The 23,860-nt window shown below is 68.6% G+C and carries 18 protein-coding genes; 12 read left to right on the forward strand and 6 right to left on the reverse strand.

What is annotated here, in order from left to right; genetic code table 11:
* Nucleotides 1-64 precede the first annotated feature (64 nt).
* The 6 genes from WME75_RS16665 to WME75_RS16690 all read left to right on the forward strand — a co-directional run bounded on the left by WME75_RS16665 (nt 65) and on the right by WME75_RS16690 (nt 4,014).
* The gene (locus tag WME75_RS16665) at nt 65-397 is read left to right on the forward strand and encodes a hypothetical protein (RefSeq protein ID WP_437491929.1); all 333 of its coding nucleotides are present in this window, start codon (nt 65-67) and stop codon (nt 395-397) included.
* 25 nt (nt 398-422) lie between these two features.
* The gene (locus WME75_RS16670) at nt 423-908 is read left to right on the forward strand and encodes a 3'-5' exonuclease (protein ID WP_437491930.1); all 486 of its coding nucleotides are present in this window, start codon (nt 423-425) and stop codon (nt 906-908) included.
* A 196-nt stretch (nt 909-1,104) separates the two neighbouring features.
* A complete protein-coding gene (locus WME75_RS16675) occupies nt 1,105-1,851 on the forward strand; it encodes an AAA family ATPase (protein WP_437494847.1) in 747 nt (248 codons plus the stop codon).
* A 47-nt stretch (nt 1,852-1,898) separates the two neighbouring features.
* A complete protein-coding gene (locus WME75_RS16680) occupies nt 1,899-2,141 on the forward strand; it encodes a hypothetical protein (RefSeq protein WP_437491932.1) in 243 nt (80 codons plus the stop codon).
* A 70-nt stretch (nt 2,142-2,211) separates the two neighbouring features.
* Complete coding sequence (locus WME75_RS16685) at nt 2,212-2,775, forward strand: DUF262 domain-containing protein (protein WP_437491934.1); 564 nt, start codon at nt 2,212-2,214, stop codon at nt 2,773-2,775.
* A 6-nt stretch (nt 2,776-2,781) separates the two neighbouring features.
* Nucleotides 2,782-4,014 (forward strand): hypothetical protein, encoded by a 1,233-nt coding sequence (locus WME75_RS16690; RefSeq protein WP_437491936.1) that lies wholly within the window; start codon nt 2,782-2,784, stop codon nt 4,012-4,014.
* Between the two features lie 89 nt (nt 4,015-4,103).
* On the opposite strand, the gene WME75_RS16695 is transcribed toward WME75_RS16690, so the two are convergent.
* From WME75_RS16695 to WME75_RS16710, 4 genes are all read right to left on the reverse strand, one after another.
* The gene (locus WME75_RS16695) at nt 4,104-6,269 is read right to left on the reverse strand and encodes a DEAD/DEAH box helicase (RefSeq protein ID WP_437491938.1); all 2,166 of its coding nucleotides are present in this window, start codon (nt 6,267-6,269) and stop codon (nt 4,104-4,106) included.
* 7 nt (nt 6,270-6,276) lie between these two features.
* Nucleotides 6,277-7,611, reverse strand: a complete 1,335-nt coding sequence (brxD, locus tag WME75_RS16700; RefSeq protein WP_437491939.1) for a BREX system ATP-binding protein BrxD — start codon at nt 7,609-7,611, stop codon at nt 6,277-6,279.
* A 2-nt stretch (nt 7,612-7,613) separates the two neighbouring features.
* Nucleotides 7,614-10,607: a BREX-6 system phosphatase PglZ gene (pglZ, locus tag WME75_RS16705; RefSeq protein WP_437491941.1), complete on the reverse strand. Its 2,994-nt coding sequence runs from the start codon at nt 10,605-10,607 to the stop codon at nt 7,614-7,616.
* A 73-nt stretch (nt 10,608-10,680) separates the two neighbouring features.
* Nucleotides 10,681-11,295: a hypothetical protein gene (locus WME75_RS16710; protein ID WP_437491943.1), complete on the reverse strand. Its 615-nt coding sequence runs from the start codon at nt 11,293-11,295 to the stop codon at nt 10,681-10,683.
* 780 nt (nt 11,296-12,075) lie between these two features.
* Here WME75_RS16710 and WME75_RS16715 point away from each other — a divergent pair.
* Both WME75_RS16715 and WME75_RS16720 read left to right on the forward strand, forming a co-directional pair.
* Nucleotides 12,076-13,101 carry a hypothetical protein gene (locus WME75_RS16715; RefSeq protein WP_437491944.1) on the forward strand — a complete coding sequence of 342 codons (1,026 nt, stop codon included), beginning with the start codon at nt 12,076-12,078 and terminating at the stop codon, nt 13,099-13,101.
* Nucleotides 13,079-13,483, forward strand: coding sequence for a hypothetical protein (locus tag WME75_RS16720; protein WP_437491946.1), 405 nt, complete (start codon nt 13,079-13,081; stop codon nt 13,481-13,483). Before WME75_RS16715 ends, WME75_RS16720 begins: the two co-directional genes overlap by 23 nt.
* A 486-nt stretch (nt 13,484-13,969) precedes the next feature.
* Here WME75_RS16720 and pglX read toward each other — a convergent pair whose 3' ends face one another.
* Nucleotides 13,970-17,989 (reverse strand): BREX-6 system adenine-specific DNA-methyltransferase PglX, encoded by a 4,020-nt coding sequence (gene pglX / locus WME75_RS16725; RefSeq protein ID WP_437491948.1) that lies wholly within the window; start codon nt 17,987-17,989, stop codon nt 13,970-13,972.
* A gap of 267 nt (nt 17,990-18,256) precedes the next feature.
* Between pglX and WME75_RS16730 the strand changes: the two genes are divergently transcribed.
* From WME75_RS16730 to WME75_RS16745, 4 genes are read left to right on the forward strand one after another with little or no spacing between them, the layout of a single operon-like run.
* The gene (locus WME75_RS16730; RefSeq protein ID WP_437491950.1) at nt 18,257-18,883 is read left to right on the forward strand and encodes an HD domain-containing protein; all 627 of its coding nucleotides are present in this window, start codon (nt 18,257-18,259) and stop codon (nt 18,881-18,883) included.
* Entirely contained in the window at nt 18,874-19,350 is a 477-nt protein-coding gene (locus WME75_RS16735) for a hypothetical protein (protein WP_437491952.1), read from the forward strand. Before WME75_RS16730 ends, WME75_RS16735 begins: the two co-directional genes overlap by 10 nt.
* 1 nt (nt 19,351) lies before the next feature.
* Nucleotides 19,352-19,879, forward strand: coding sequence for a hypothetical protein (locus tag WME75_RS16740; RefSeq protein WP_437491954.1), 528 nt, complete (start codon nt 19,352-19,354; stop codon nt 19,877-19,879).
* A 56-nt stretch (nt 19,880-19,935) separates the two neighbouring features.
* Nucleotides 19,936-20,223 carry a hypothetical protein gene (locus WME75_RS16745; RefSeq protein ID WP_437491955.1) on the forward strand — a complete coding sequence of 96 codons (288 nt, stop codon included), beginning with the start codon at nt 19,936-19,938 and terminating at the stop codon, nt 20,221-20,223.
* A gap of 22 nt (nt 20,224-20,245) precedes the next feature.
* Here the strand turns inward: WME75_RS16745 and brxC are convergent, their stop codons facing one another.
* Nucleotides 20,246-23,857: a BREX system P-loop protein BrxC gene (gene brxC / locus WME75_RS16750; protein ID WP_437491957.1), complete on the reverse strand. Its 3,612-nt coding sequence runs from the start codon at nt 23,855-23,857 to the stop codon at nt 20,246-20,248.
* Nucleotides 23,858-23,860 lie beyond the last annotated feature (3 nt).

A 23,860-nucleotide genomic window follows, 5' to 3' on the forward strand; every position in this document is an offset into this window, starting at 1 on the left:
TCCTCGTCCAAAGAGTTTCGAGCCTTCGTTCCGGCGAGCTCGCCGATCAAGGATGCAAGGGGCCATGCTCGCCGCCCTGCGCGCCGGACACAAGGAGCACGCGCCGTGCCACGCCCGCGAGCGGCGCGTCATCCGCGGATCGCCCGCGCTCTCCGCGTCGAGGTGGTACGGCGGCGTGACAGGTGACCGCCGCGCGGACAGCGGCTGTCGCGCCGCGGTGACAGCGCTGCCGGTCGGCGGGGAGGGCGCCCTCCCGGAGGGCGACGTGCGCGCGCGCGCGCGCGCCGACGCGCAGGCCTTGTGCCTCGAGCGGTACGGCGGGCGCCGGCAGGAGGTGACGCTCCTGTACGAGCGGTTCGACTGCGAGGTCTGGACGCCGTATACGTCGACTCCGTGACGTACGATCGGCACACTCGGCCCGCATGACCACCTTCGTCGCCCTCGACTTCGAGACCGCCGACCGCTACCGCGACAGCGCGTGCGCCGTCGGCGCGGTGCGGGTCGAGGGCAATCGCATCACCCACCGCGTGCATCACCTGATCCAGCCGCCGCGGCGAACCTTCGAGTTCACCGGGGTGCATGGCATCTCCTGGGCGCGCGTCGCGGGCGAGGCCCGGTTCTCGGAGGTGTGGCGAAGGGTGACTCCGCTGTTCGAAGGTGCCGAGTTCATCGCCGCCCACAACGCGAGCTTCGACCGCTCGGTCCTCCGGGCCTGCTGCGCCGCCTTCGCCATGGAGCCTCCGCAGCTGCGCTTCGAGTGCACGGTGCAGCTCGCGCGGACGCGCTGGCAGATCCGCCCCACGACCTTGCCGGACGTGTGCCGCCACCTCGGCCTCGCGCTCCGCCACCACGACGCCCTCAGCGACGCCGAGGCCTGCGCGGGGATCGTGCTGGCCGCGCGGGCCTGACCTGCGCGCCGAGCGCCGGGGGGACGCCCGTCGCCGCCGTTCGATCGACCCGCGGGGGCGTGTATACTCGCCGCGTGCGCGCACTCCATCCTGCATGCAACGCGCTGTCTCGGTGCGCGCTGCTCCTCGCCGCCGCCGCCGCCGCCTGCTCGTCTGGCGAGGAGACGGGCACGGCGTCTACGGCCTCGATCTCCTCATGAAGCGCGCCCAGCTCCCGGGCGGCTTCATCCGCTCCGTCCAGCTCCTGCGCGAGCGGGTCGAGGACTTCTCCAGGTATCCGTTCAGCATCCCCGCCGTGCGCGCCCTCGAGGAGCTCGCGCTCCATCCCAAGGTGACCTTCTTCGTCGGCGAGAACGGCTCCGGCAAGTCGACCCTCATCGAGGCGCTCGCGCTCCTGGCCGGCTTCAACGCCGAGGGCGGCTCGAAGGGCTTCAATTTCGCGACCCGGCGCTCCGAGTCCGAGCTGCACACCGCGATGCGGCTCGTGCGTGGGGCGCGCCGGGAGAAGAACGGCTTCTTCCTGCGCGCCGAGAGCTTCTTCAACGTCGCCACGCAGGTGGACGAGCTGGCCGCGACCCAGTTTTACGGCGGCACGTCGCTGCACGAGCAGTCGCACGGCGAGTCGTTCCTGGCCCTGGTGAAGCACCGGTTCAAGCCCGAGAGCCTCTTCCTCCTCGACGAGCCGGAGGCCGCGCTGTCGCCCGGAAGGCAGCTCACCCTGCTCGCGCGCATGCACGAGCTCGTCGGGAAGGGGCGATCGCAGTTCATCGTCGCGACGCACTCGCCCATCGTGCTCGCCTATCCGGACGCGACGATCTACCGGCTCTCCGAGGAGGGGATCGCGGAGGTGGCGTACGAGGAGACGGAGCACTTCGCGCTGACGCGGGATTTCCTGCTGCACAGGGAGCGGTTCTTCCGGGAGCTCTTCAGGGAGGATGAGTGAACGTAGGACGAGCACGCAAGCGGCGATCTGCCGTAGACTCGCTGTCCATGACGGCGAGCCGGCGCGGTCTCTACGAGATCCTGATCACGGAGGCGCTGGCGTCGGGCCTGCGCGACCTCGACGCCAGCCTGAAGGCCCGCAGGCTCGACCGAGGCGCCGGCGCTCGACGCGCTTCGCAAGATCGGCGCCAGCGTGTGCGTCTCGTACGATACGGGCACGACGCGCCGGTACCCGAAGGCGAAGCGGCCGAGGGGCGGCTGGGAGGCGCGGGCGGGGCAGCCGAGGCATGAGCGAACACGGCTGGCTGCTAGACAAGGCTCACGCGCGGCCCCAGCTTCCGCTACCCTGGAAGGGTTCGTCATGACGAAACCAGCAGCCAAGGCAGACCCGTCCGGCGCTCCTGCGGACGCTCCTTCCGTCCGGCGCGCGCTCCTTGCGAATGAGGCCCCGGAAAACCGGCGAATCCCGATCCTGAAAGTCGAGTGGACGATCCTCCAGCTTCATCGCCGTCTCGCCGACCAGACGCTCATCCTCCGCCGTCCTTTCCGTCCCGACCTCGACTGGTCGCCCGCCGTCCAGGCACAACTTGTCGAGTCGGTGCTGCTCCGGCTCCCGCTGCCGGCGTTCTACGTCGCCGAGTCCCGCGACGGGAGTATGCAGATCCTCGATGGCCTCCAGCGGTTATTGTCCCTGTTCGGCTTCCTGGAAGGCAAGCTCGCCCTCACCGGGCTCCGCCTCCTGCCGGAGCTGGTCGGCAAGCGCTTCCCGGACCTGCCCGTCCGCCTGCGGCGCCGGTTCGAGGACACCCCGCTGACGGTGATGGTGCTGGACTCGGATGCGGAACCGGAGCTGAGGCTCGATGTGTTCTCACGCTTGAACCTGTCGACGCCGCCCGGCGACGACGGAACCAGGGAAGGAGGCTGATTCCAGGTGCTCACCGCGATCATGCTGGACGGCTTTCGCTGCTTCGCCGAACCCACCCGAGTGACGTTCGGCGCCCTCACGCTGCTGGCGGGGGTGAACAGCGCGGGGAAGAGCTCGACGATCTATGCGCTGCTGGCGCTGATGCAGTCAGAGCAGCAGGTGGGCGACGCTGGCCACCTGCGGCTGTCGGGCGAGTGGGTCGATATCGGGAGCTTCAAGCAGGCGCTGAATTACTCTCGAGAAGAGCGCCGGTTCGCGATCGGGGTGTCGAGCCGAATCGAGGACTTCGAGACGGACTTCGTTCTGACGCTCGGAGAGCCGGAAGGCTCGGGCTACGGCACCGCGAAGATCGAGCGTGGCGAAGCTTGTGTTGATGATGAAGAGTTCTCCTTCGCTCCGGCTTCCGGGACGGGAGCCTCGATGTACTATTGGTGGAGGAATCAGCACCGGATGGATTCCGACTGGGACAACGTGCTGGATCTTCTCCTCCAGCTCCTCTCGGGTCCTTGGGTGCAGAACCTGGAAGTGGATGACGGCCCTTGCCCTACGGACACGGACCCCTCGTGCCTGGAGGCCCCTGATTGGCTCGTGGAGGTCCTGCTCACGGGGGCGCACCACGGCCTCTCGTGCGGTCGACCCAGCTGGATCCTGTCGTACGGTCCGAACCCCTATCTTGACAAGCCCATCTATCGGGCCGAGCGCGGAGAGCGCCAGATCGAGCTGCGTAATCTCCGCACGGCCCATGAGGCCGCCGAGGCCGAGGCCGCACTGAGCCGGCCCAACGTGACGACGACCCTCTCGGTGCTGGAGCAAGCAGTCCTCCACACCGAGCGCGTTCGCATCCTCGACACCGCGCGCAGCTCGGCGAAGCGCTGGGAACTGGACTGCGACGCCGCGATCCTGTTCGAGGCGATCCGCGCCCTGGATGCCTACGCGCGCGCCTTGGACACCGGGCTCCCCCGCGAATCGGCCGCGGAGCGCTACAAACTGGCGTGCTGCGTCGACATGTCCCAGGAGAAGGCGCAGACGCTGAAGAAGCCAACGCTCGGCAAACAGCGCGAGTTGCATGTGCCGGGCTTCGCCGAGAAGCAGCTCTTCGACATGCACGCGAAGCCGGGGAACCGCACGCGAGTCCACGTGTTCGCCTGCAAGGAGCCCAGGGATGAGAAGGATGCGGAGAAGGGCGACCAGTCGGTGGTGTACATCGGCCACTGCGGGGAGCACCTGGATCTGTACTGAAGCTCCAGGATGGCATGGGCCACCTTTTCAGGCGTCGCAGAGCCCCGCTGGATCACGAAAGCGTCGCGGGCGGGGTCACTGGCGAGCGGCTACGGAGGGGCACCAGCGTTACCGATCGGGACCGCTCCTGTGCCTTGTTTCGTGACGGACCCGCCCCCCGCCAGGAACCGCGCCGTCGCCTCGAAGTCGAGCAGGTACCCGCCCACCATCTCGACCTGCCAGGCCTCGGGGAGCACGCGCTGGAACTTGCTCAGGCGGTACTCGGGCACGAGCGCGAGCAGCCGGCGGCGGGTCTCGGCGGCCTCCCAGAAGCTCGGTCGTCGCAGCTCGTCCAGCAGACGACCCACCGCCTCGAAACCCACGCCGTCTCCCTGGATCCTGATGGAGAAGTTGTCGGGTACGACCTTCCAGCCCCCTCTCCACTCGAGCGCGTACTTGAGCGTCTGGTTGATCCGGCCGCCGGCGAACGTCCACCAGGTCACCGTCGTGCCGTCGAATTGCAGCGCGTCCCCGCTGCGCCGGAGGAGCTGGCCGAGGTCGCCGCGCCACTCGGCGAGCGCGGCCTTGGCCTTCACGTCGAGGAACGGGTACTCCTCGTCGCTCGTAAGAACTTCCCTCATCGCCCGGCACACCTCGAACCCGAGGAACTGCGGGACGAACCCCCCCCAGCTCGGCTTCTTGCCGCGCGGAGCGCTGCGGACACGCACGAGACGCTCCCCGTGGTTGAGCGACACGACGAGCCAGGCGCGCCCGCCGAGCAGGAACGTGCTCATCTCCTCCACGAGGCGATCCACGAACGCCTGCTCCAGGCTGCCCAGATCGCGGTTCGACTCGGTCTGTACCTTGTAGAGGACCGGACTCGAGAACACCGCGTAGAGCTCCAAAAAGTTCTTCCTGCCGAAGACGCGCTCGGCCGTCTGCCCCATACCGAGCAGCCCTCCGGACTCGAACAGATACCCCTCGCGCTTCATGTGCTCGACAAGCTCGAGGACCTCCTCCCGCCGGATGCCCCGGAAGTCCGGCACCCGCTCGAGCACCTGCCAGCAGCGCTCCGCGCTGATCCCACCGTGCTGCTGGGTCATCGCCAGCAGCTGGTGCACCAGCACCGGCCAGGCGCGCGTCTCCTCCTTGACGCTCTCCACCCACCCGCGCGCGGCCAGCAGGATGAGCGCCGTGCTCTGCACCACGGACACCGCGTCCTCGCACAGAAAGGTCATGTTGGCCACGGTGCCTGTCCGCCGGCCCGTGCGACCCATGCGCTGCAGGAACGACGACACGGTGCTCGGGGCGTTCGCCTGGAACGTGAGATCGAGCCCCCCGACGTCGATGCCGAGCTCGAGCGTGGACGTGGCCACGATGCAGGCGTTCGTGCCCCGCGCGAAGCGCTCCTCGGCGGCATACCGCTCCTCCTTCGAGACGGACCCGTGATGGACGAACACCTCGATCTCGCCGTCGCGCATGTCGTCGGCGACGGCCTCGGTGAGCGCCCGGGACTGGCAGAAGAACAGGCTCTTCTTGCCGCGCCCCTCCCGGAGGGCCTCGCGCGCGACGTCGCTCGCGTCCTCCCGGAGGTAGACCTTGATGAGGCGCTGCGCCTTCGGCCGCGCAGGGTCGACCACGACGCTCGGCCGCGCCGAGCTCCCGGCCAGCCAGCGGCCGATGTGCTCCGGGTTCCCGACCGTGGCGCTGAGGCCGATGCGCTGCACGTCGTGCCGCGAGAGCGCGGCGAGGCGCTCGACGACGCTCATCAGGTGCGCGCCCCGGTCGGTCCCGGCAAACGCATGGATCTCGTCCACCACGACGCAGCGCAGATCCTCGAACAGCCGGCGCACCGGCACCCGGGGCGACATGAGCATCACCTCCAGGGACTCCGGCGTCGTCATCAGGAGCTCCGCGGGCTCCCGGCAAAAGGCCTCCTTCTGGCCCTGCGGCGCGTCACCGTGCCAGACGAACCGGCGCAGGCCAACCATCTCGGTGGTGTCGCCGAGGCGGACCTCCTGGTTGTTCAGGAGCGCCTTGATCGGCGCGACGTAGAGCGCCCCCACGCCCGACGGTGGCGCCGCCAGGAGCCCGGCGAGGACGGGAAAGATCGACGCCTCGGTCTTCCCCCCCGCCGTCGGCGCGAGCACCACGGCGTTCTTGCCGTCCAGGATCGCCTCGCCCGCGAGCTCCTGCACAGGACGGAGCGACGTGAAGCCGAGGTCGTGCGCGATGGCGTGCTGCAGTCGCTCAGGAAAGCGGGAGAACACGCTCATCGCCGCCTCACATCGCGACACCGGCGCCGCCGAAGGCGTCGTCCGGCGGCGGCTCCTCGAGCTTGCGCCCGGCCAGCACGGCCTCTTCCTCGGGGGTCAGCCCCGCCGGCTCGAACCCGAGCAGACCCCGCGCGTCCTGGTCCGGGTCGTCCGCGAGCACGTCGAGCACGTTCACGAACGTCCGCAGGAACTGGCGCGGCACCACGCCCACGTCCCCCCGGAAGCCCGCCGTGACCGTGTCGACGAGCTGCTCGACGAGCTCCCTCGGCAACCGGCGCTCGGCCTCCTCGGGCGCGAGATCCGGGTGCAGCGAGCGGAGCTTGAGCGCCACCTTCAGCAGGCGCTCGCGGTCGAACGGCCGGAGGGCGAGCTGCGGCTGCCGCAGGCTCGGGACCCCGTTGAACTCCTCGTACTTGATCCGGGCATAGAGCGCCTCGACGCCCTTCACGCCCTGCCGATCGTCGAAGAACGTGGGTGTCCCCGTGAACACCCAGAGCAGCCCCGGATAGCTGCTCGCGGCGTCCACGATCTGACGGATCGCGTTCAGAGACTTTCCGCGCACGTCGCCGCGCATGCGCAAGATCGTCTCCGCCTCGTCGATGACGATGACGAGCCCGGTGTAGCCGGCGCTCTTGATGATCTCCAGGATGCCGCGGAGATAGGCCATGGCGTCGCTGCTCGAGATGTCGCCCTTCACGCCGGCGATGCTCTTGAGGCTCGCGGCGACGTTCGAGCTGCCGGAGAGCCATGACACGAGGGCCGAGGCCTCCTGGACGCGCCCCGCCTGCTTCAGCTCGAACACCTTCCGGATCACGCGGATCATGTCGGCGGGCGCTCGGCCGCCGGTGAGGGCCACGAGCTGCTCGTCGAGCTTCGCGAGCACCCGGTCATCGAAGCTCGGATCGTCCTCGCTCAGGCCGAGCTTCACGAGGCCCTCCTCGACCCCGCCGATCCAGCGGTCGAGCACGTCCCCCAGCGCTCCTTGAGCGCAGGCCGGCGTGCTCAGGCCGCTGACGACCTTGCGGTAGAGCTCGTCGAACCGGTGGAAGTGCAGATCGTTGTCGGACACCACGACGAAGCTCGTCGCGAAGCCGCTCTTCTGCGCGTCGTGACCGCTCTTCTGCGCGTCGTGGACGACGAGGTTCGCCATGAACGTCTTGCCGCAGCCGTAGCCGCCGCGGAGGAACTTCACGTCCCCCTCGCCGTTCTTCACCTCGTCGAGCTTCCGCTGGAGCTCCTTCCTGTGCCGCTCGATCCCGACGGCGAACGCCTCCAGTCCCCGGTCGGGCACGGTGCCGTTGCGCAGACGCTGAAAGATGTGGGCCGCGTCGCGGAATGCCATGGTCAGTCCTTTCTCGCGTACGCCTTCATGCCATTCACCGTGAGCACCTCCACCTCGAAGGGCAGCCGACGGACCAGCTCGTCGAAGTGCCGGGCGAAGGCGCGCACGCGCCGCGACGACCCGAGCACCTGCGCGAGCTCGGCCTCGTTGATCGTGCGGCGCTCCGCGATGATCTCGAGGACGCGCCGGTAGGCGTCGTCGGCGACGAGCTCGCCCCACGCCGGCGTGGCGGGCGCGGGCTGCATCGGAGGGGGAGCGCCGGGTGGCCGAGCCTGCGCCGCAGGGGGAGCGCTGGGCGGCCGAGCCTGGGGCGCAGGCGGGGCGCTCGGCGGCCGGCTCTGCCCCGGCGGGGGCGCGCTGCCGCCGGCGGCGCGCGGCTTCGGGAGGTGGCGGCTCCGCGCGACGTCGAAGAAGCCCTCGACCACCTTCGGCGTCACCTCCTCGATCGCATCCGGGTGGTACACCTCGACGCGCACCTTCTCGTCGGCCTGCCCCTCGATCTCGAACTCGACGATCGCCTCGTCGCGGTTCGGCGGCACAAGGACGCGCCCGTCCGACAGGGTGGCCGGCGGCCCGGCGTCGAGCAGGCCGATGAGCACGTCGGAGCGCCCCTGCACGCGCAGCGCCAGGCTGATGCTCTTCGGCGCCAGGAAGCCGAGCGACGCGTTCTCGCGGCTCTGCAGCCGCACGGCCAGGCGCAGGCGCTGGCGCCCCAGGTGCGCTGGCTCGGGGTGAGCGACGACCTCGTAGCGGGACGTCGTCTTGCCGCGAACGACCTGCCGGTCGAGGACCAGGACCGGGATCACGCGCTCCTGCAGGCTGTTGCCGCCGTGCACGAAGGGCGCGATCTTCTCCCTCGTCTGCCAGAGCGCCGTGTCCGGCCGCAGCACAAGGTAGAGGTCCTCCTCCACGTCGTACTCGAGCGCCGAGAGCCGGACCTCGAGCACGTCCGGCATCCCGGAGGGCTCTGGCAACAGCGCGTGCCGTCGCTCGGGCACCTGCTTGCTGGCGCCGAAGGGGAGGTTGTCCGCCGTGGCGTCCTGCAGCAGAAAGCCGTGATCGGACGCGATGACGAAGCGCTCGACGCCGGCCTGCGAGAGGAGCGAGATCGCGGACTTGAGCAGCGCGAGCGTGTGATCGAAGGTGCCGAGGTGCAGCCCGTGCTCGCCTGCGGTGTCGAGCTCCCGGCTGCGCACCACGACGAGCGGAGGCTTGCCGCCGAGGCGGCGCTTGAGCTGCGCGAGGCCCATGTCCTGGAGCTCCTCGAGCTCGATGTCCTCGGCGCTCTGCGCCGGGCCGGGGAGGCTCCGCTCGCTGATCGCGCGCACCCGCTCGGGCGGGTGGCACACCCTGAACTCCCCCGCGACGAACCCCTCGATCTTGCGGTCCCTCATCGCCGGGCGGAGCCGGCCGTTCCGCTCGACCGGGGTGAGCGCGTTCATGCCGATCGCGGTCTCGGTCGGCAGCTCGGCGAGCCGCGCGCCGAGGCTCGCGCGGTATTTCTCGCGCCGGAGCTCCTGGGCGAGGCCCTGCGCCATCTCGAAGCGCAGGGCGTCGACGAGGAGGAACGCCACGCGCCCCCCTTGCTCCACGAGGGGGTGCACGACGTCCTCGTAGACGGACCGCTGCCGCAGGCTGCGCCCGGGCAACGGCCCGTGCGCCACGCAGAGCTCGAAGAACGCCCGGTTTGTCGCGTCCGCCCAGCCGCGGTACGCGCGGCGCACGGCCTTGCGGACCTCCAGCAGCGCGTCGTAGTCGTCGAGATCGGACGCGAGCAGGGCGTGGGCGCGTTGCTCGAACAGCCGGTGCTGGCGGTCGACCGGGGCGAGCTTCTCCGCGTAGCGCTCCACCGCTTCGTCGAGCGAGCCGCACCGGTCGAGCCCCTTGCGCGTCGCCGCGAGGGCGCGGCCCGTGCTCGCCGCCTGGCGGAGGATCTCCCAGGTGCGCTGCAACGCCGGCGAGCGGCGGACCCAGAAGCACGCTTCCGGCGTCCGCGCCCCGGCCATCTCCTCGGCGCCGTCCCATTCGCCGCGGCACAGCGCGCCGAGCGCGGCGGCGCGCATGGTGGCCTCCTCGAAGCGGAACGTATCGATGGCGCCGAGCGCGCCGGCGTGGTGGCTCGTCCGCTCCTGCTGCAGGTGCTCCTGCAGCTCGGTGGCGAAGAGCTCGTACGCGTCGGGGTGCTGCTCCCTGAAGCGCGCGGCGAGGCGGCGGCAGTCCTTCACGAGCGGACCGAGCCGGGTCAGGGCCTGGAGCTCCGGCGTGACCGGGGCCTCCTTCAGGTCGTGGACGAACTCCACGGCCATGAGCCAGCTCGCGACAAGGGTGGCCACGGCGGTCGCGGTGAGCTCCGCCTGGCCGATGCGGTAGGTGCGCCAGGCGGCGCCGAGCCCGAGGCCCTTCTCGAGGAACGCGAGGACTTGCTCCCCGTGCTCGGGGAGGTGGGCGCGGAGTCGCGGATCGTCGGCCACGAGCCCGAGGACGACGTCATCGAGCCCCCGGCTCTCGAGGAGCAGCGTGATCTCTCCCCTGGGCTGCGCCTGCAGTTCGTCGAGCCAGCGGTCCGCCTTGTCGAGGCTGAGCCCCGGCGCGCGGACGAAGGCGTCGGCCTGCTCCAGCGTCGCCGCCCCCATGGCCGCCTCGCGGACGAGCGTGCCGAGGCTCTTCTCGAAGACCACGCCGGCCTTGTAGAGCTCGAACACGGGCGTCTCCTTGACGGTCTCCTTGTTCACGCCGGGGAGGTGGAGGAGGACGTGAGCGGGGTGGAGCGCGTCGCCCTGTTGGTCGAGCGCGAGCATCAGCTCGAGGTAGCTGCCGCGGTAGGCCACCACGGGGTACGAGAACCCGAAGGCGCCTTCGCGGAGCGCGTCGACGAGCGTGGTGTACTGCTGATCCGCGTCGATCCACACCACGAGGCCACGCTCGCGGACCTTCTTGTTGACCTCGGCGGCGAGCGCCCGGCTCGCCGCGCCTCGGTGGGGATCCGCGGTGGGCATGTCGTGGGGAGAACGTATCACGGGGGCACGAGGCGTCAGAAGTCAGCTCGGTGGCGGGCTGGGCATGTTCACGCTAGCCTGAATCATGAACATGCCGCGGCACAAGCACCTCAAACTGGATCAGTCCAAGATTGATCGTGCCAAGAAGCTCCTCGGCGCGAAGACGGAGCAGGAGACGATCGAGCGGGCGCTCGATCTCGTCCTCGGCGAGGAGCCGATCCTGAAGGTCCACCGGCGCGTCAAGGCGATCGGCGGCTTCGACGATGCGCTTCGATGATCCTCCGGAAGGTCCTCCTCGATACGAACCTGTCTCTTCGACCATGCCGGACGAACGCTGCGGCGGCTCCGTGAGGCGGGGCGTGAGGTGCGCCGAGCCTCGCTGGTCAATGACGTGTTGATCGCGCTCTCGGCGCGTTCCCTCGGCGCCACCGTCCTGACGGCCGACGAGGACTACGATGCGATTCGAGCCGTCCTCGACTTCAAGCTGGAGCGGGTTGTCCTCTGAGCGCGCCTCGGCGGCGATCGAGGGCGCTGCCGCGGTACACCACAGCCCGCGCGAGCGCAGTGAACCCAGCGTCGCCGCCCCCATGGCCGCCTCGCGGACGAGCGTGCCGAGGCTCTTCTCGAAGACCACGCCGGCCTTGTAGAGCTCGAACACGGGCGTCTCCTTGACGGTCTCCTTGTTCACGCCGGGGAGGTGGAGGAGGACGTGAGCGGGGTGGAGGCCGTTGCCGTGTGGCTCGAGCGCGAGCATCAGCTCGAGGTAGCTGCCGCGGGGGGCCGCGATGGCGGCGGCCGCTCCGCTCACGCATCACAACGGATCGAGCCGTCTGGCGCATCCCAGGCCGGTGCGCCGCTGAAATTGACACAGAGCGGAGCCGCCGGTGACCATGGCCCCATGGCGCGCACCGCTCCGGTTCCGAACATCCCCGCGATCCCTGGCATGAACCCCGGGACGTGGATCCTGGGTGGCGGGGGCGGTGGGGATGTGGACACAACATCGGTCCCGGCGACCTGTTGACGCCATCTCTCGGCCGACAGAACGGTGCGCTCGCCCGGAAGGGGAGCACGACATGGGAAACGGTTTGAAGAAGGCGAGCGCGCTCGTACTGTGCGGCGGGCTCGTGATGGTACTCGCGTCGGCATGCGACCTGTCGTACGCCTGCGATACAGTGGAACCGGGAAGCGCCGGTGCTGGATACCCGACAGAATCCGTAGGGGCGGGAGATTATCTCAGAGACGGCGACGGAGGTGGATCCGAAGAAGTGGACAGCGAATCGTTCGCGCTGATGGCAGGGTGCTCGCCCATCAATAAATGTACCGAGATGTACGAAGCATGCATGGCGAAGCCCTATCCATGTACGCGCTTCGTCGATGAAGGAATAACGCTTTGCGCTATATGTCAGGAAAACTGCTGGAAGGACCATGATTATAAATTCAGGCAGTGCTACAAGTGTGGGTTCTATTGATGACGACGAGCATTCCTGATATTCGTGAAGCGACCCACGTCGCCTTCGACGCATTGACCGCAGAGCATCTGTTGGAGATCGGTGCCGCGAATGTCGTGCGCGCGTCCGAGCGTCTCGTCGTCGGTCCGAGTCGCCGAAGCGCTCAGGAGAACATTCGAGCACGTCAGATGTGGTGGAGCTCGAGCGAGGCATGGGATAGGCTCTATTCGTCCGAGGTCCACTGGGAGCCCCCCGTTGTCTTGTGGGTGTCGGCGAGCCTTCACGAGCGGGTGAACCTCTGGAGGGCCTGTAGCTGGCTACACCAGCTTGGGATCGCGCACCACGACGTCTTGGTCCTCGATTTTGAGCCGGTTCCGCCCTCGGCAACAGCGAGCCGCGAGGTGTTGACTCGTCCGTTTACCTGTTCCGAGTCGGTGTCTGATCATCCTGACGAAATTCTTCTCGAGCGCATCGGTAAGGCGCGCCCCTGGCCGCGTGAGCGGTACGAACGTGCCGTTCGCCTCTGGGACAGCTACGTCGATGAGAACCCGTTGCCGTTCGTCGAAAGCTGCGTCCACGGCGTCGAGGGATTTCCGGAGCTTGCCCCCCTATGGGCGCTGCTCTCCTGCTTCTTTCCAAGAAGGACCACGGAGGGAACCCTGCATCTCAGTCGGTTCGACGAGATCACTTTTGCCCTTCTCTCGTCTGAATGGCAGACTGCGCTGGCGTTAGCCGTCTGTAAATCGGAGGCGCGAATAGGTCTGTGGCATCTCCTCTCCTGCACGGGCGATCTGTTTCTGCCACGCCGGCTGGAGCACTGGGCGGATCATGATTCGAGCGCGGCTGTGGAGCGCGCGCCTGGGCCGAATCCCGACGTTCCGATGAAGTCGCTCGTCTATCGCCTCACCGAACGTGGGATGCGACTACGAGACAAGGGGCTCGAACAGCTCACGGATGCGCCAAGTCTGCCCATTGCGGGGACCGAGGCGTACTCGGCTTCGTCCCCATGGGTACTGCTAGAAGATGGACGGCTTGCTCGGTTGTGACTTCAGCCGGAGCGCGATGGGGACCACGATGGCAACAAGCAACCCAGAAGAGATCCACCCCTTGCTCCTCTCCTGGATCCGGCGCCGTGCCAAGTTCAACCGCTCGTGGGACGAGCGTTTGCTGCGCGGTTTCCTCGAAGGATGCGGCGCGCCTTGCCCCGAGGTCCTCGCCGCCTGGGAGCGCGCTCTTCATGCGCTCGGCGAGGGGGGACGCATGGAGTCCCCTTATCTGATCGAGCTGTCAGATACGTGCTTCGGAACCGTGGCCGCGGGCGCCGGGCAGGTGACGCTTTCCGGAGACGGCCGGACCGTCGTGATCATCGGCCGCTTCGTCGGGGGCGAGTACCTCGAGCGCGGGCTTGTCTCGACCGAGTCATCGTGACCAGGTCAGAGCGCCGGCGGCGGTGGTGGCCGGATTTGAACATGAAGGTGGGAAGGGTGCGACCAGGTAAGGCTGGTCCCGAGGGAAAGGAGCGAGCGGAAGCTTCAGAAATCGGGTTTCGCTGTCCAGCGGAGGCGAAGCCCGCCGGGCCAAGGTCACGCCCGATCAGCCTTAACTTCACGCAATGGACCTCGGACACCCTGGATGGAGAGTTTAACTTCACGCCGTGGGCTTCGAACAGCCTGGATGGAGAGTTTAACTTCACGCAATGGGCTTCGGACAGCCTGGATGGAGAATTAATTTCACTATCGTGACAATTTTTCTCGGCCTATGTGAATTTAAACGCACAAATTGGTCCAATTCACGGCAAATCCCGGCCTCGATCCTGTCAAGACTCATGACATCTTGCCGCTTCCCAGGCGATCTCTGTCCGAGGAGGCAGCCCATGCCGAGGAACGACGGGTACGCCCCCTGAACCGGAGCGCTTCAGCCCGCTTCCTCGTCCTCCGCCTCGCCGGCGTCGAGCTCTCCGGGCTCGTCGGCCTCGGCCTTGGCGGCCTTGCGTTCGCGGCGCTTGTGCTCGGCGGCCTCGAGGGCGCGGGCCTCGGCGGCGTGCTCCAGGAGGAAGCGCGCTCTGTGGCCGTCGGAGCCGGGCTCGTCGAGCGTGAAGTCGGGCCGGATCTCGTCCTTGAGGCGGAGCTCCCAGGCGTAGGCCTTGGCGGGGTGGTCCTGCCAGAAGCAGCCGTGGGCGACGGCGAGGCTCGGGTCCTTCCGGCATTTCTCGTCGACGCGGGCGGGGAAGTAGCGGCGGGCGAGGTGGGACCAGTCGTAGTCCTTGCGGCCGTCGGCGAGGCAGAGCTGCTTCCACCACTTCTTCGGGTCGCTCCACTGCGGGGCGAGCAGGGGCCAGAGGGCGGCGCTGTTGATCATCACGCCGTCGTCGAGGTCCATGCGGAAGGTCGCGTCCGCCGCGCGGGGCGGGCAGGCCGGGTCGGTGGGCGGGGCGCCGCGCTCGGCGCACTGGCTGACGGCCTCGATGAAGCCGGCGAGCTCGTCGCGCAGGCGCTTCACGGTGGCGTACTGCTTCTCGGCCGCGATGGCGGTCTTCTTGTCGCTGCTCGCGCGGGCCTGGGCGAGGTCGGCGATCTCGCCGTCGAGCTTGCGCTGGAGCGGGTGCAGGTGATCGGCGAGCAGCGTTTGCAGGGTGCTGTCCGTCCAGCGGTGGATGCTCACCCAGGCGACGAAGCTGCGCTTGTCGCTGCTGAGCGGGAAATAGATGGGGCGGTTCTCGTAAAGGGCCTTGTGGTAGGTGAAGAAGTCCTTGCGGAGCCAGTCGCGCAGGGGCTGCTCCTTGCCGGTGCAGATGGAGCGCTGGTGCTCGGCCCAGGCGCCGAGGAGGGGCGCGGAGGCGGGGTGAGGGAGGGAGTCGGGGAGGTGGTCGCTCGGGCCGACGAAGAGGATGCCGGCGGGGAGGGCGTCGGGGGGCGCGGCGTCGAGGAGGCCGTTGCCGCCCGCGTCGAAGCGGCCGAGGGCGACGCCGAGGGCGAAGGAGACGGGGGCCTCCGGGGCGGGCGGGTCGTGGACGGGCTCGTAGGGCGGGAGGGGGGCGCCCTCGGGGCGATCGACGGCGAGCTGGGCCCAGTCCTGGGCGTGGCGCCAGGGGGAGGGGCCGGGGCGGCGGAACTCGACGGAGGGCTCGCGGTGGGACTCGTGCTCGGTGAAGGCGCGTTCGACGGTGGCGAAGATCTCGTCGGCGTTGGCGACGGGGAAGATGGGGAGGCGGTTGACGTCGCCGACCTCAAAGTGAACGCCGGGATTGAGTGATGCTAGAATCTTACGCGCAACGCCTGTGTTCATGGTGCAAGTAACGGCGGCTCTATCAATCGGAAACACGGAAGATCCCATGTTGCCGAAGATGCTGCGCCAGCGATGCATTCGCGCTCCGAAATGGCTGCCAATCATCGCAAATGCGACGCCTGATTCCATATACAGAGATTCGCTCTGTATCCTCTTGGTAACGACACCGTAGGCATGTTCGATATCTGTCTTCATTTCGAGACCGCGATGCTCCCAGAGTGCTACATCGCGAAGCGGCTCGAACCACTCGAGACCATCACCTCCCATGATTGTAGGTGACCATCGTTGCGCGTGCTGGTTCCAGTTTTTTGGTTCATCGCAGCGGATTGTGAGTGTGCGTGCCCGGATGACCTCGTGTGCTTTCCGGACATAGCGAGGATCGTTGCAGGTGCACACGCCCTTTCGGACCTTGTGCGTTTTTCCCAGCTTGGGCGCGTTCGAATACCGATCGAGAAACTCCTTCGTCCACCAGTACACAATGGGCGCGCCCTCGATGACCTCGAAGCCCTTCGGGTCGAACTTGCATCGCCCCGTCTGAGCGAGTAGCCCAGCGCGTTTGCGGCTGGTCATCCCAGCACTGGCGCGGTCGTCCATCGGCGTCGGGCGCAGCGCCACTGCAGAGGATTTGAGCGAGTCACGCCGGAACACACTGCATGCTACCGATAGCACGACCTGAGCGGCAGACACCTCCTCGAATGCGCCCGAGTCAAAGTCGACAAGGGCGCGCAGGTCGCAGGTGCGCAGCAGGTGCTCCCGTACCTCCTTGTACTGCTTAACAAACATCCACCCTCGCATCGTCAGCAGCGCGGATATTCCCCCCTCTCGCACCAGCTCCAGCCCCCGCTCCAGGAACGCCGCATACAGATCCGCCTTCCCCCGCGGATAATGCTTCGCGACATACTCGAACTGCGCCGTCTTGCTCAGCCCCTGGTACGGCGGATTCCCCACGACGACGTCGTAACTCCCCTCCTTCGCCAGCCGCACGAACCTCACCCCCGAGGCCAGCTGCTCCCCATGCAACCGCAGCCCGAGGTCCTCCGAGGCCGAGTGCGCCTCCAGGAAGCGCTCCAGCTTCTCGACCACCGCCTCCCTGGCCGCATCGAACGACAGCTCCTCCCGCTGCACCGCAAACCCCCGGAACAGGTCTCCTTGCCCCGCCTTGCCGCGCTCGATCTGCCGCGTCGCCTCGTTCAGCGCCTCTCGTATCGCCTCATCCACCTTGAGCAGCGACCCCAGGTAGTCGACGCCCGCGATCCCCTTGACCAGCTTGCGCGTGAGCGCCTCGGCGATCCCGGCCTCGCGCTCGAGCTCGCGGCAGAGCTCCAGCAGCGCCGGATCGTCCTCCGGCAGGTCCCCGAGCCGCAAGCTCGGCGCGACGAGGTTCATCCGGCTGAGCCGCGCTTCGGGGGCGAACAACCTTGCCCGGAGCGCGAGCGCCGCCGCGGCGATCTGGATCGCCCGCGGGTCGATGTCGATGCCGTGCAGGTTGTTCGCGAGGATGCTCTCCGCGATCTCCTCGTCGCTCCACGCCTCGCCCCGGTGCCTCGCCTCCTCGCGGTACAGGTCGGCGAGCAAGCCAAAGGCGATCACCAGGAAGTGCCCGGAGCCGCACGCCGGATCGAGCAGCCTCACCTCCCGGATCGACGGCGGCGCCTTCGCCACCGCGTCCTCCGGGATCGGCTGCTCCACGTAGTACTTCCACGCGCTCTCGATCCCCGGCTCGACAGGCATCAGCGCGTCGAGCGCCACCTCGCCGGCCTCGCGCTTCGCCCGCCACGCGGCGCGGCGCGCCTCGAGCACGGGCAGCACGGCCTCGGCCTCCGGCGTCCAGGCGTTCTCCGGCTTCCGGCAGATCGCGAGCCACGTCAGGCCGAGGCTGTTCTGGAGCAGCCACTCGACCATGTAGCGCTCGGTGAACATCTGCGTCTTGCTGGCGATCTCGTGCGGCTCGATCTTCCCGCCGCCCGCGATCTTCGCGTCGAGCTGCTCGCGCTCCGGGTCGTTCCAGTACTGGTAGACCCAGCCGAGCGTCGTGTCGTCGCCCCACGCCGACGCGAGCGTCGGGTCGTTCAGGGCGTCGATCACCTCCCGCAGCACGGCGGCGGGCACCGGGAAGAGCGGCGTGAGGCCCACGGGGCCGAAGAGCCCGGGCAGATCCACGGCGAGCTCGGCGAAGACGGCGTCGAGCAGCGCGCGGTAGCCGCGCGTGTCGTCGGTCGCGAGCGGACCGGCATAGTGGACGAACTCCTGCTCGTACGCCGGGCTGCTCCAGCCGCCGGTCACCACCGCGGGGCGGAGCACGCCGTGGTGCTCCAGGATGCGCACGAGCACGAGGCGGTTGAGCAGCGTGTGCGCCGCCTCCTTCGCGGCCTGCTGCAGGAACCGCTGGCGGAGCTCCGCGTCCGCGCCCTTGCCGGCCTTCCTGTCCTTCGGCTTGCGGGCGCTCCGCGCCTGCTCGTCGATCCACGCCTCGAGGCGCTCCCGCCGGCAGCGGCGCGCCTCCGGGAGCTGGGCCTTCGCGAGGGCGACGTCGAGGCGATACTCGCCTCGCGCCGCCTCGGTGAGCTGGTCGATGAGCCGGCCGCGGAGGCCGCGGACGGTCTTGCGAAGGGCTTCCTTCGCGTCGCTTGTCAGGAGGGTCGGGGTCATGGTCGACGGCGGCGAACGCGGGGGTGCGCGGCGAGCAGCGAGGAAGCGGTCAGCTCGGATCGAGCCATGCCCGAGGACGTCCACCGCCGCGTTTCCGCGAGAGTATCAGGAGGAAATTCCTTGGAACAGCGGGGACGGCCCCGGAGGAGCCATCGTCCGCGGCATGGGGCTTTCAGCTTGAAGCTGAACACCTTTTCATGTATCCACTTTCGGCCCTCGCGAGGCTCCAGCTCCCCCATGCCGCGTCCGAAGTTCTACCGCGACCCCGTGCACCTGCAGATCCGGTACGGCGCGGTCGACCTCGCGCAGCCTTTCCCGGCGGGGAGCGACGCGGATCTCCGGATCAGCTGGCTTGTGCGCAAACTGGTGGATTGTCCGGAATTCCAGCGCCTGCGCCACATCCGCCAGAACGGCCTTACGAACCTCGTCTTCCACGGGGCCGAGCACTCGCGCTTCTCCCACAGCATGGGGGTCGCCCACCTGGCGCGGGAGATGTACGAGGGCATCGAGCGCAACTGCGATATTCCCGCCGACGCTGATCACAAGGTCACGACGTGCGTGGCAGCCCTGCTCCACGACGTGGGGCACGGTCCGTTCTCTCACACGCTTGAAGAGATCCTCAAAGAGCATGGCGTCGAGTTCGACCACGAGGTCATGACCCAGCGGCTGATCGAGGAGGACGACTCCGCGATCAGCAAGACATTGAAGAACGCGGATTCGGACCTGCCCGCCCGGATCGTCTACTACATCGACAAGAAGAGGCGGCGAGACGCGAGCTGCACCGGTTGGGGGATAAGTCGGTCTTCCCACCCGGAGATCACACGGGCGTCCATCCCCTTCAGGCGCTCGCGGAGCATGGGCAGGGAATCGAGCTGCGCCAATACATGCGCCTGAGCGAGTTCCATGTCTGGTCGCTCATCGAGTCATGGAAACACCACTCTGACAAGGTGCTGAGCGACCTCGCCGACAGGCTGCTGTGCCGGCGACTCTTCAAGACCATCGATGTCGACGCCGCCCAGCGCAGGAGCCTCAACGAGCTGGAGGAACACGCCAAGTCCTTGACGAAGAGGCTGCTGGGCGTGGATGACACCACAGTGGACTACTATGTGTCGGTGGATGAGCCCGGTAGAACAAGCTACAAGCAGTATGACTGGCGCTCCGAGTCGCCGGATGAGTCCATATGGCTCGTCGGGGAGGGCCCCGATCCCCGGCCTCTCGAGGAGAATCCACAAAGTCGGATCGTCGCTGCCCTGAAGGACACCAAGTACTTCCACCGGCTCGTATTTCCAGAGGAGATCAAGGCCTCGCTGTTGAGTGAGATGATGCCGGTTCTCAAGAAGCTGCAAGGAGGCAAGGGGTAAGATGAAATCGGTCCAGCGGGGCAGCGCGCTCCGGGGGTTGCTCACCATGGTCGCCGCCATGGGCGGCCGCCTGGAGAGCAGGATTCGCCTGCAGAAATCGGCCTATTTGCTCAAGAGCGTGGGGGTGGATGACTTCCGCGCCACGCCGTTCAAATACCACCACTACGGTCCTTACAGCAGGGCCCTGTCCGACACATTGCAGGAGGCCATCGCCTCCAACCTTCTCCGGGAGGACCGGGCGGAATACGGCGACGAGCAGTCGAAGTACACGTACGCGCTGACCGAACCCGGACGAGCGTGGATCGAGGAGAACACGGACGGAAGCGATCCGCGCGTCCAGCAGCTCGCACCGCTGTTCAAGGATGCATTCTGGCGTGTCCTCGAGCTGGCGGCGACGGTCCTCTTCGTCGAACGTGACGAGGCCATCCATGAACGGACCAGGGCGATGGAGCGCGCTGTGGCGCTCAAACCCGCGTGCGCGGAGCATCGCGCCGCCGCGGAGAGCCTGTTAAAGAGCATCAATCTCTGACGCGGCGAGGCGCCGGACGATCCTCGCCGTCTGGTCGGTGCGAAAGGATAGTCCTTATGGCAAAGACGCGTAAGGCTCGAGAGCTCGCGAAGGCGGAGAAGACGGCGAAGACGAACACGCGGCGTGGGCCGGCCGGGGCCGCTCCGCCGCCGCAGGGCCCGGAGTGGACGGTCGAGGCGCTGACTCAGGCCCTCAACGCGACGTCGGTCGACGAGGACATCGCGCTCCTCAAGCGCGCCGGCATCCTCACCAGGGGAGGCAAGCTCGCGAAGCGCTACACGAGCTGGGGAGACAAGGTCTCTCGCACACCGGAGATCAACGAACGGGGCGAGATGGAGGGCTGAGCGCGCGGGCGCCTCGGGGCGCTCACCGCAGCCGCACGCGGTGGCGCGCGGCGAGCTCGTGGAGGATGCGGCGGCGGACCTCGTCGAGCAGGCGCTCCAGGTCGGCCGCGCTGTCGACCTCGCGGCCGCTGAGGTCGAGCATCACCTCGACGACCGGCGTCTCGCCCAGCGTCTCGAGCTGGGCGTCGAGGTGGGCCAGGGCCTTCGCCTCGGCCGCCTCGCGGCGCGTCTCGAGCTGACCTTCGAGGATCTCGACGGCCGGGGCCACCGCGCGCTCGTCCGTGTTCGGCGCGGCGCCCTCGCGCAGGTGGCGGAGGACCTGGTGCCGCTGATCCGGGTCGAGGCGCTCGAAGCCGCTGCGCCGCTTGAGGCGCTCCACCGCGCCGTCGACCTCCTTCGCGTGCGCGTCGAGCATCGCGCGGCGGAGGGCGCGGTGCTCGCCGCGCAGGAGCTCCACGCGCGGCAGGAGCTCCGCCGTGTCCTCCCAGGGGCGCTCGGTGCGGAGGTGCGCCTGGATGGCGCCCGCGGCCGCGCGCGCGTCCTCCGAAGGGGACAGCGCCTCCAGGCCGGGCCAGGCGTGGTTCAGGGCGTCCTCGGCCTGGCGGAGCACCTCGCTGGCCTGGTCGGTGAGATCCGTCTCCATCCGGCGGAGCAGCGTGAGCCCGTCCCGCAGCACGTTCAGCGAGCGCTTCACGGCGAGGACCGTCGGCTCCACCCGCCGATCCCGGCGGCACGTCTCGAGCGCGCGCTCGAGGCTGGTGAGGGCCGCCGGATAGGCGGCATCCTTCGGCAGACGGCGGAAGCGCGTCCCGAGCTCGGTCAGCCGCTCGCGCACGCGGGCGAACCGCTCCGCCACCGCGTCGGCGATGGCGTCGTTGTCCCGGGCCACGTCCTTGCCGAGCAGATCCCGGAACAGGGCGCAGATGGCGTTCCGGTCACGCGGGGAGAGCGCCTCGACCGTGTTCTCGGTGAGCTTCGCCTTGCGGAGCCCCGTGTCCTTCAGCAGCTCCCGCGCGCCCTCGTCCCGCGGGCTCGTGATCTCGCCGGCCCCGGCGATCTCGATGCGGAGCTTCCTGCCGCGCAGCAGGCCGACGACGGCGGCGCGGAGCACGTCCGGCGGCACGCCGTGCGGGGGCGCGCCGAAATGCGCGAGGAGCGTGGCCCCGGCGATGCCGCCGTGCTCCCTCACGTACGCCAGGACGTCCGTGGGGACGCGGCCGGTGCAGGTGACCTCGTAGCGCCCCGCGTCCAGGCTCAGGATGCCGAGGCGATCCTGGCCGAGCACCGGGGGCGGCGCCGTGAGCTCCGTGTTCTCGATGAGGTACAGGATGTCCTTCTCGGAGACCGAGAACATCGTCGGGTGCGGGTAAAGCTCGCTCACGATCAGGTTGCCAAACGCGGAGAGCGCCGTGGTGAACGTGGGCCCCGCGTCGCGCGGCGACCTCTCGCGCCCGCGGAAGTAGAGCTGACCCGTCATGAACGCGCCCTTGACGGCCTCCGTGAGCTCCCGCCGGGCCGTGTCCAGGCGGTTCCGCTCCTCGATGAGCAGGCGCTGCTTGTCGTCGCCCAGCGAGCTCTGACGGGCGCCGTAGCGCTCGATCATGCGCTCCGACCGCACGAGCTTCTTCGCGGCGTGCCGGGCGGCGTCCACATCCCCGGCGACCCACACGATGCGATCCCGGTACGCCTGGGTGTCGCTGCGGGGCACCCACTGCTCGGCGCCTTCGCCCTTCGTGAACTGGAAGTCCACGGTCACCACCGTGTACTTGCGCTCGTCCTTGATGTGGACGTCCTTCGATCGGACGCTGTCCGAGAAGAGCGCGAGCCAGGGGAGCGACAGGCCCTGGAGCGACGGGCGCTCCGCGTCGCCGAGGAGCAGCTCGAGCGCCTTGACGACCTGCTCCGAGAGCTGCTCCGCGCCCGGCTCGTAGCCCTCGCGCTCGCGCTGCCACTCCTGCCCGGCCGAGCTCTCGATCTTGTACCCGGTCTTCTCGGAGTAACCGAGCAGGCTCTCGCCGGCGAGGACGTCCAGCTCCTTCTGGACCTCCGGCTGGAGGTTGCCCTGCCCGACGAGCTCGTAAAGGCACCGCGCGATGAGCTCCGCCGAGGTCTTCTGGTGGTCCCGCACCAGCTCGAGCAGGGCGACGGCCTTCACCACACGCGCCATCAGGGCGTTCTTCTGCTTGGCGGCGAGATCGAGCGCGCGGGCGATCGTCATCTGGACGTCGGCCCCGAGCGCGCTGTGGAGCACGTCGTAGACGAGGTCGAGGGTGATGAGGCGGCCCACCTCGTAGCGCGCGAGATCCCGCTCGCGGAACAGGTCGCCGAGGAGCTGGAGCAAGCCGCGGATCGTGTGCGCGTCGCCCTGCGTCCTCACCGAGCGCGACCGGAGGGCCGTGGTGATGTCGAGCAGCAGGTCGATGTGCCCCGGCAAGAGCGGGTACACCTCGACGAAGTCCGTCTCCGAGATCTCGTCGCCGCGGTAGGCGTAGAGCGCGAGCTCGGAGCGGTGGGCGTGAAAGAGCGCCTGCAGATCCGGCTCGAGGAGCCGCTTCTTCCGGAGCAGGCGCTTGTGGACGACGTCACGGATGTTCGCGACGCCCAGGTGCACGCGCAGGGAAGGCGGGAAGCGGTCCTTCAGCTTGAGGATGGGCGCGGCGACGCCGGTCCCTTCCTCGAGCTTCTGCTGCCCGGTGGCGAGCAACCAGGCCTTGCCCTTCATCCGCTGCCCGAGCGCCGCCACGAAGGACTGGAGCGCCAGCAGCCGGTCGGGGTCGTCGTGCACGTACTGGCTCACCTCGTCGACGACGAAGAACAGTGTCCGCCCGGGGCAGCGCTGGTCCATCATCTGCTGGATGGCCTGCACCGCCTCGTCCGCGGATCGCTTGTCCTCGAAGCGGGAGCCGGTGCGGCTGTCCACCCACGCCATGGCGTGCGTGAAGAGGTCCGGCTGGAGCGCGTGCAGCGCCGCGGACAGGTAGTCCTCCACGAGCTGGCTGTCCTTGAGCTGGCCCCAGGGCTTCTTGTGCACGGCGAGCACCTTGTCCATGAAGGGGGCGTGCAGCCCCTCGAGCTCCAGCTTCAGCTCGTACTCGGCGGCGAGGTTGCTGGTCGTCGAGTAGCCGAGCCGGTGCTGCAGCTGCCGCACCACGACGGCGTGGACGTGCTCGTCGTCCCGGGCCTTGCTGCCGATGTCGAAGACGACCGCGACCGGCTGGATCCCGGTCACGACGCGCTGCCAGGCGGCGCGCAGGTCGGGCGCGCCGGGGGAGTGATCCTGGGCGAGCAGGGCCTCGGCGAGCGGCTTCCCGCCGGGGAGCTTCCGGCCGTCCAGCGCCAGGCCGAGGAGCTTCGCGAAGCTCGACTTGCCGGAGCCGTAGAAGCCGGAGATCCAGCTCGCGGGCAGCTCCGGTCCGCCGGGCTTCTGGAGCTCGCGGTGCATCGCGGACAGGAGGCGAACGAACTGCTCGTGGATCCCCCCCTCGGTGGCGCGCGGGTCGCCGGCCGGGTAGCCGCCGGTGATGATGTACTCCTCCACCTCGCGTTTCAGCTCGGTCGGCTCTTGCTCGTGAAAGTACACGACCGGCGGGATGGCGCGGGTGACGTCTTTTTCGAACAGGTCTCCAATCAACATCGG

The organism is Sorangium sp. So ce1014, from assembly GCF_051521505.1.
Taxonomy (GTDB): domain Bacteria; phylum Myxococcota_A; class Polyangia; order Polyangiales; family Polyangiaceae; genus Sorangium.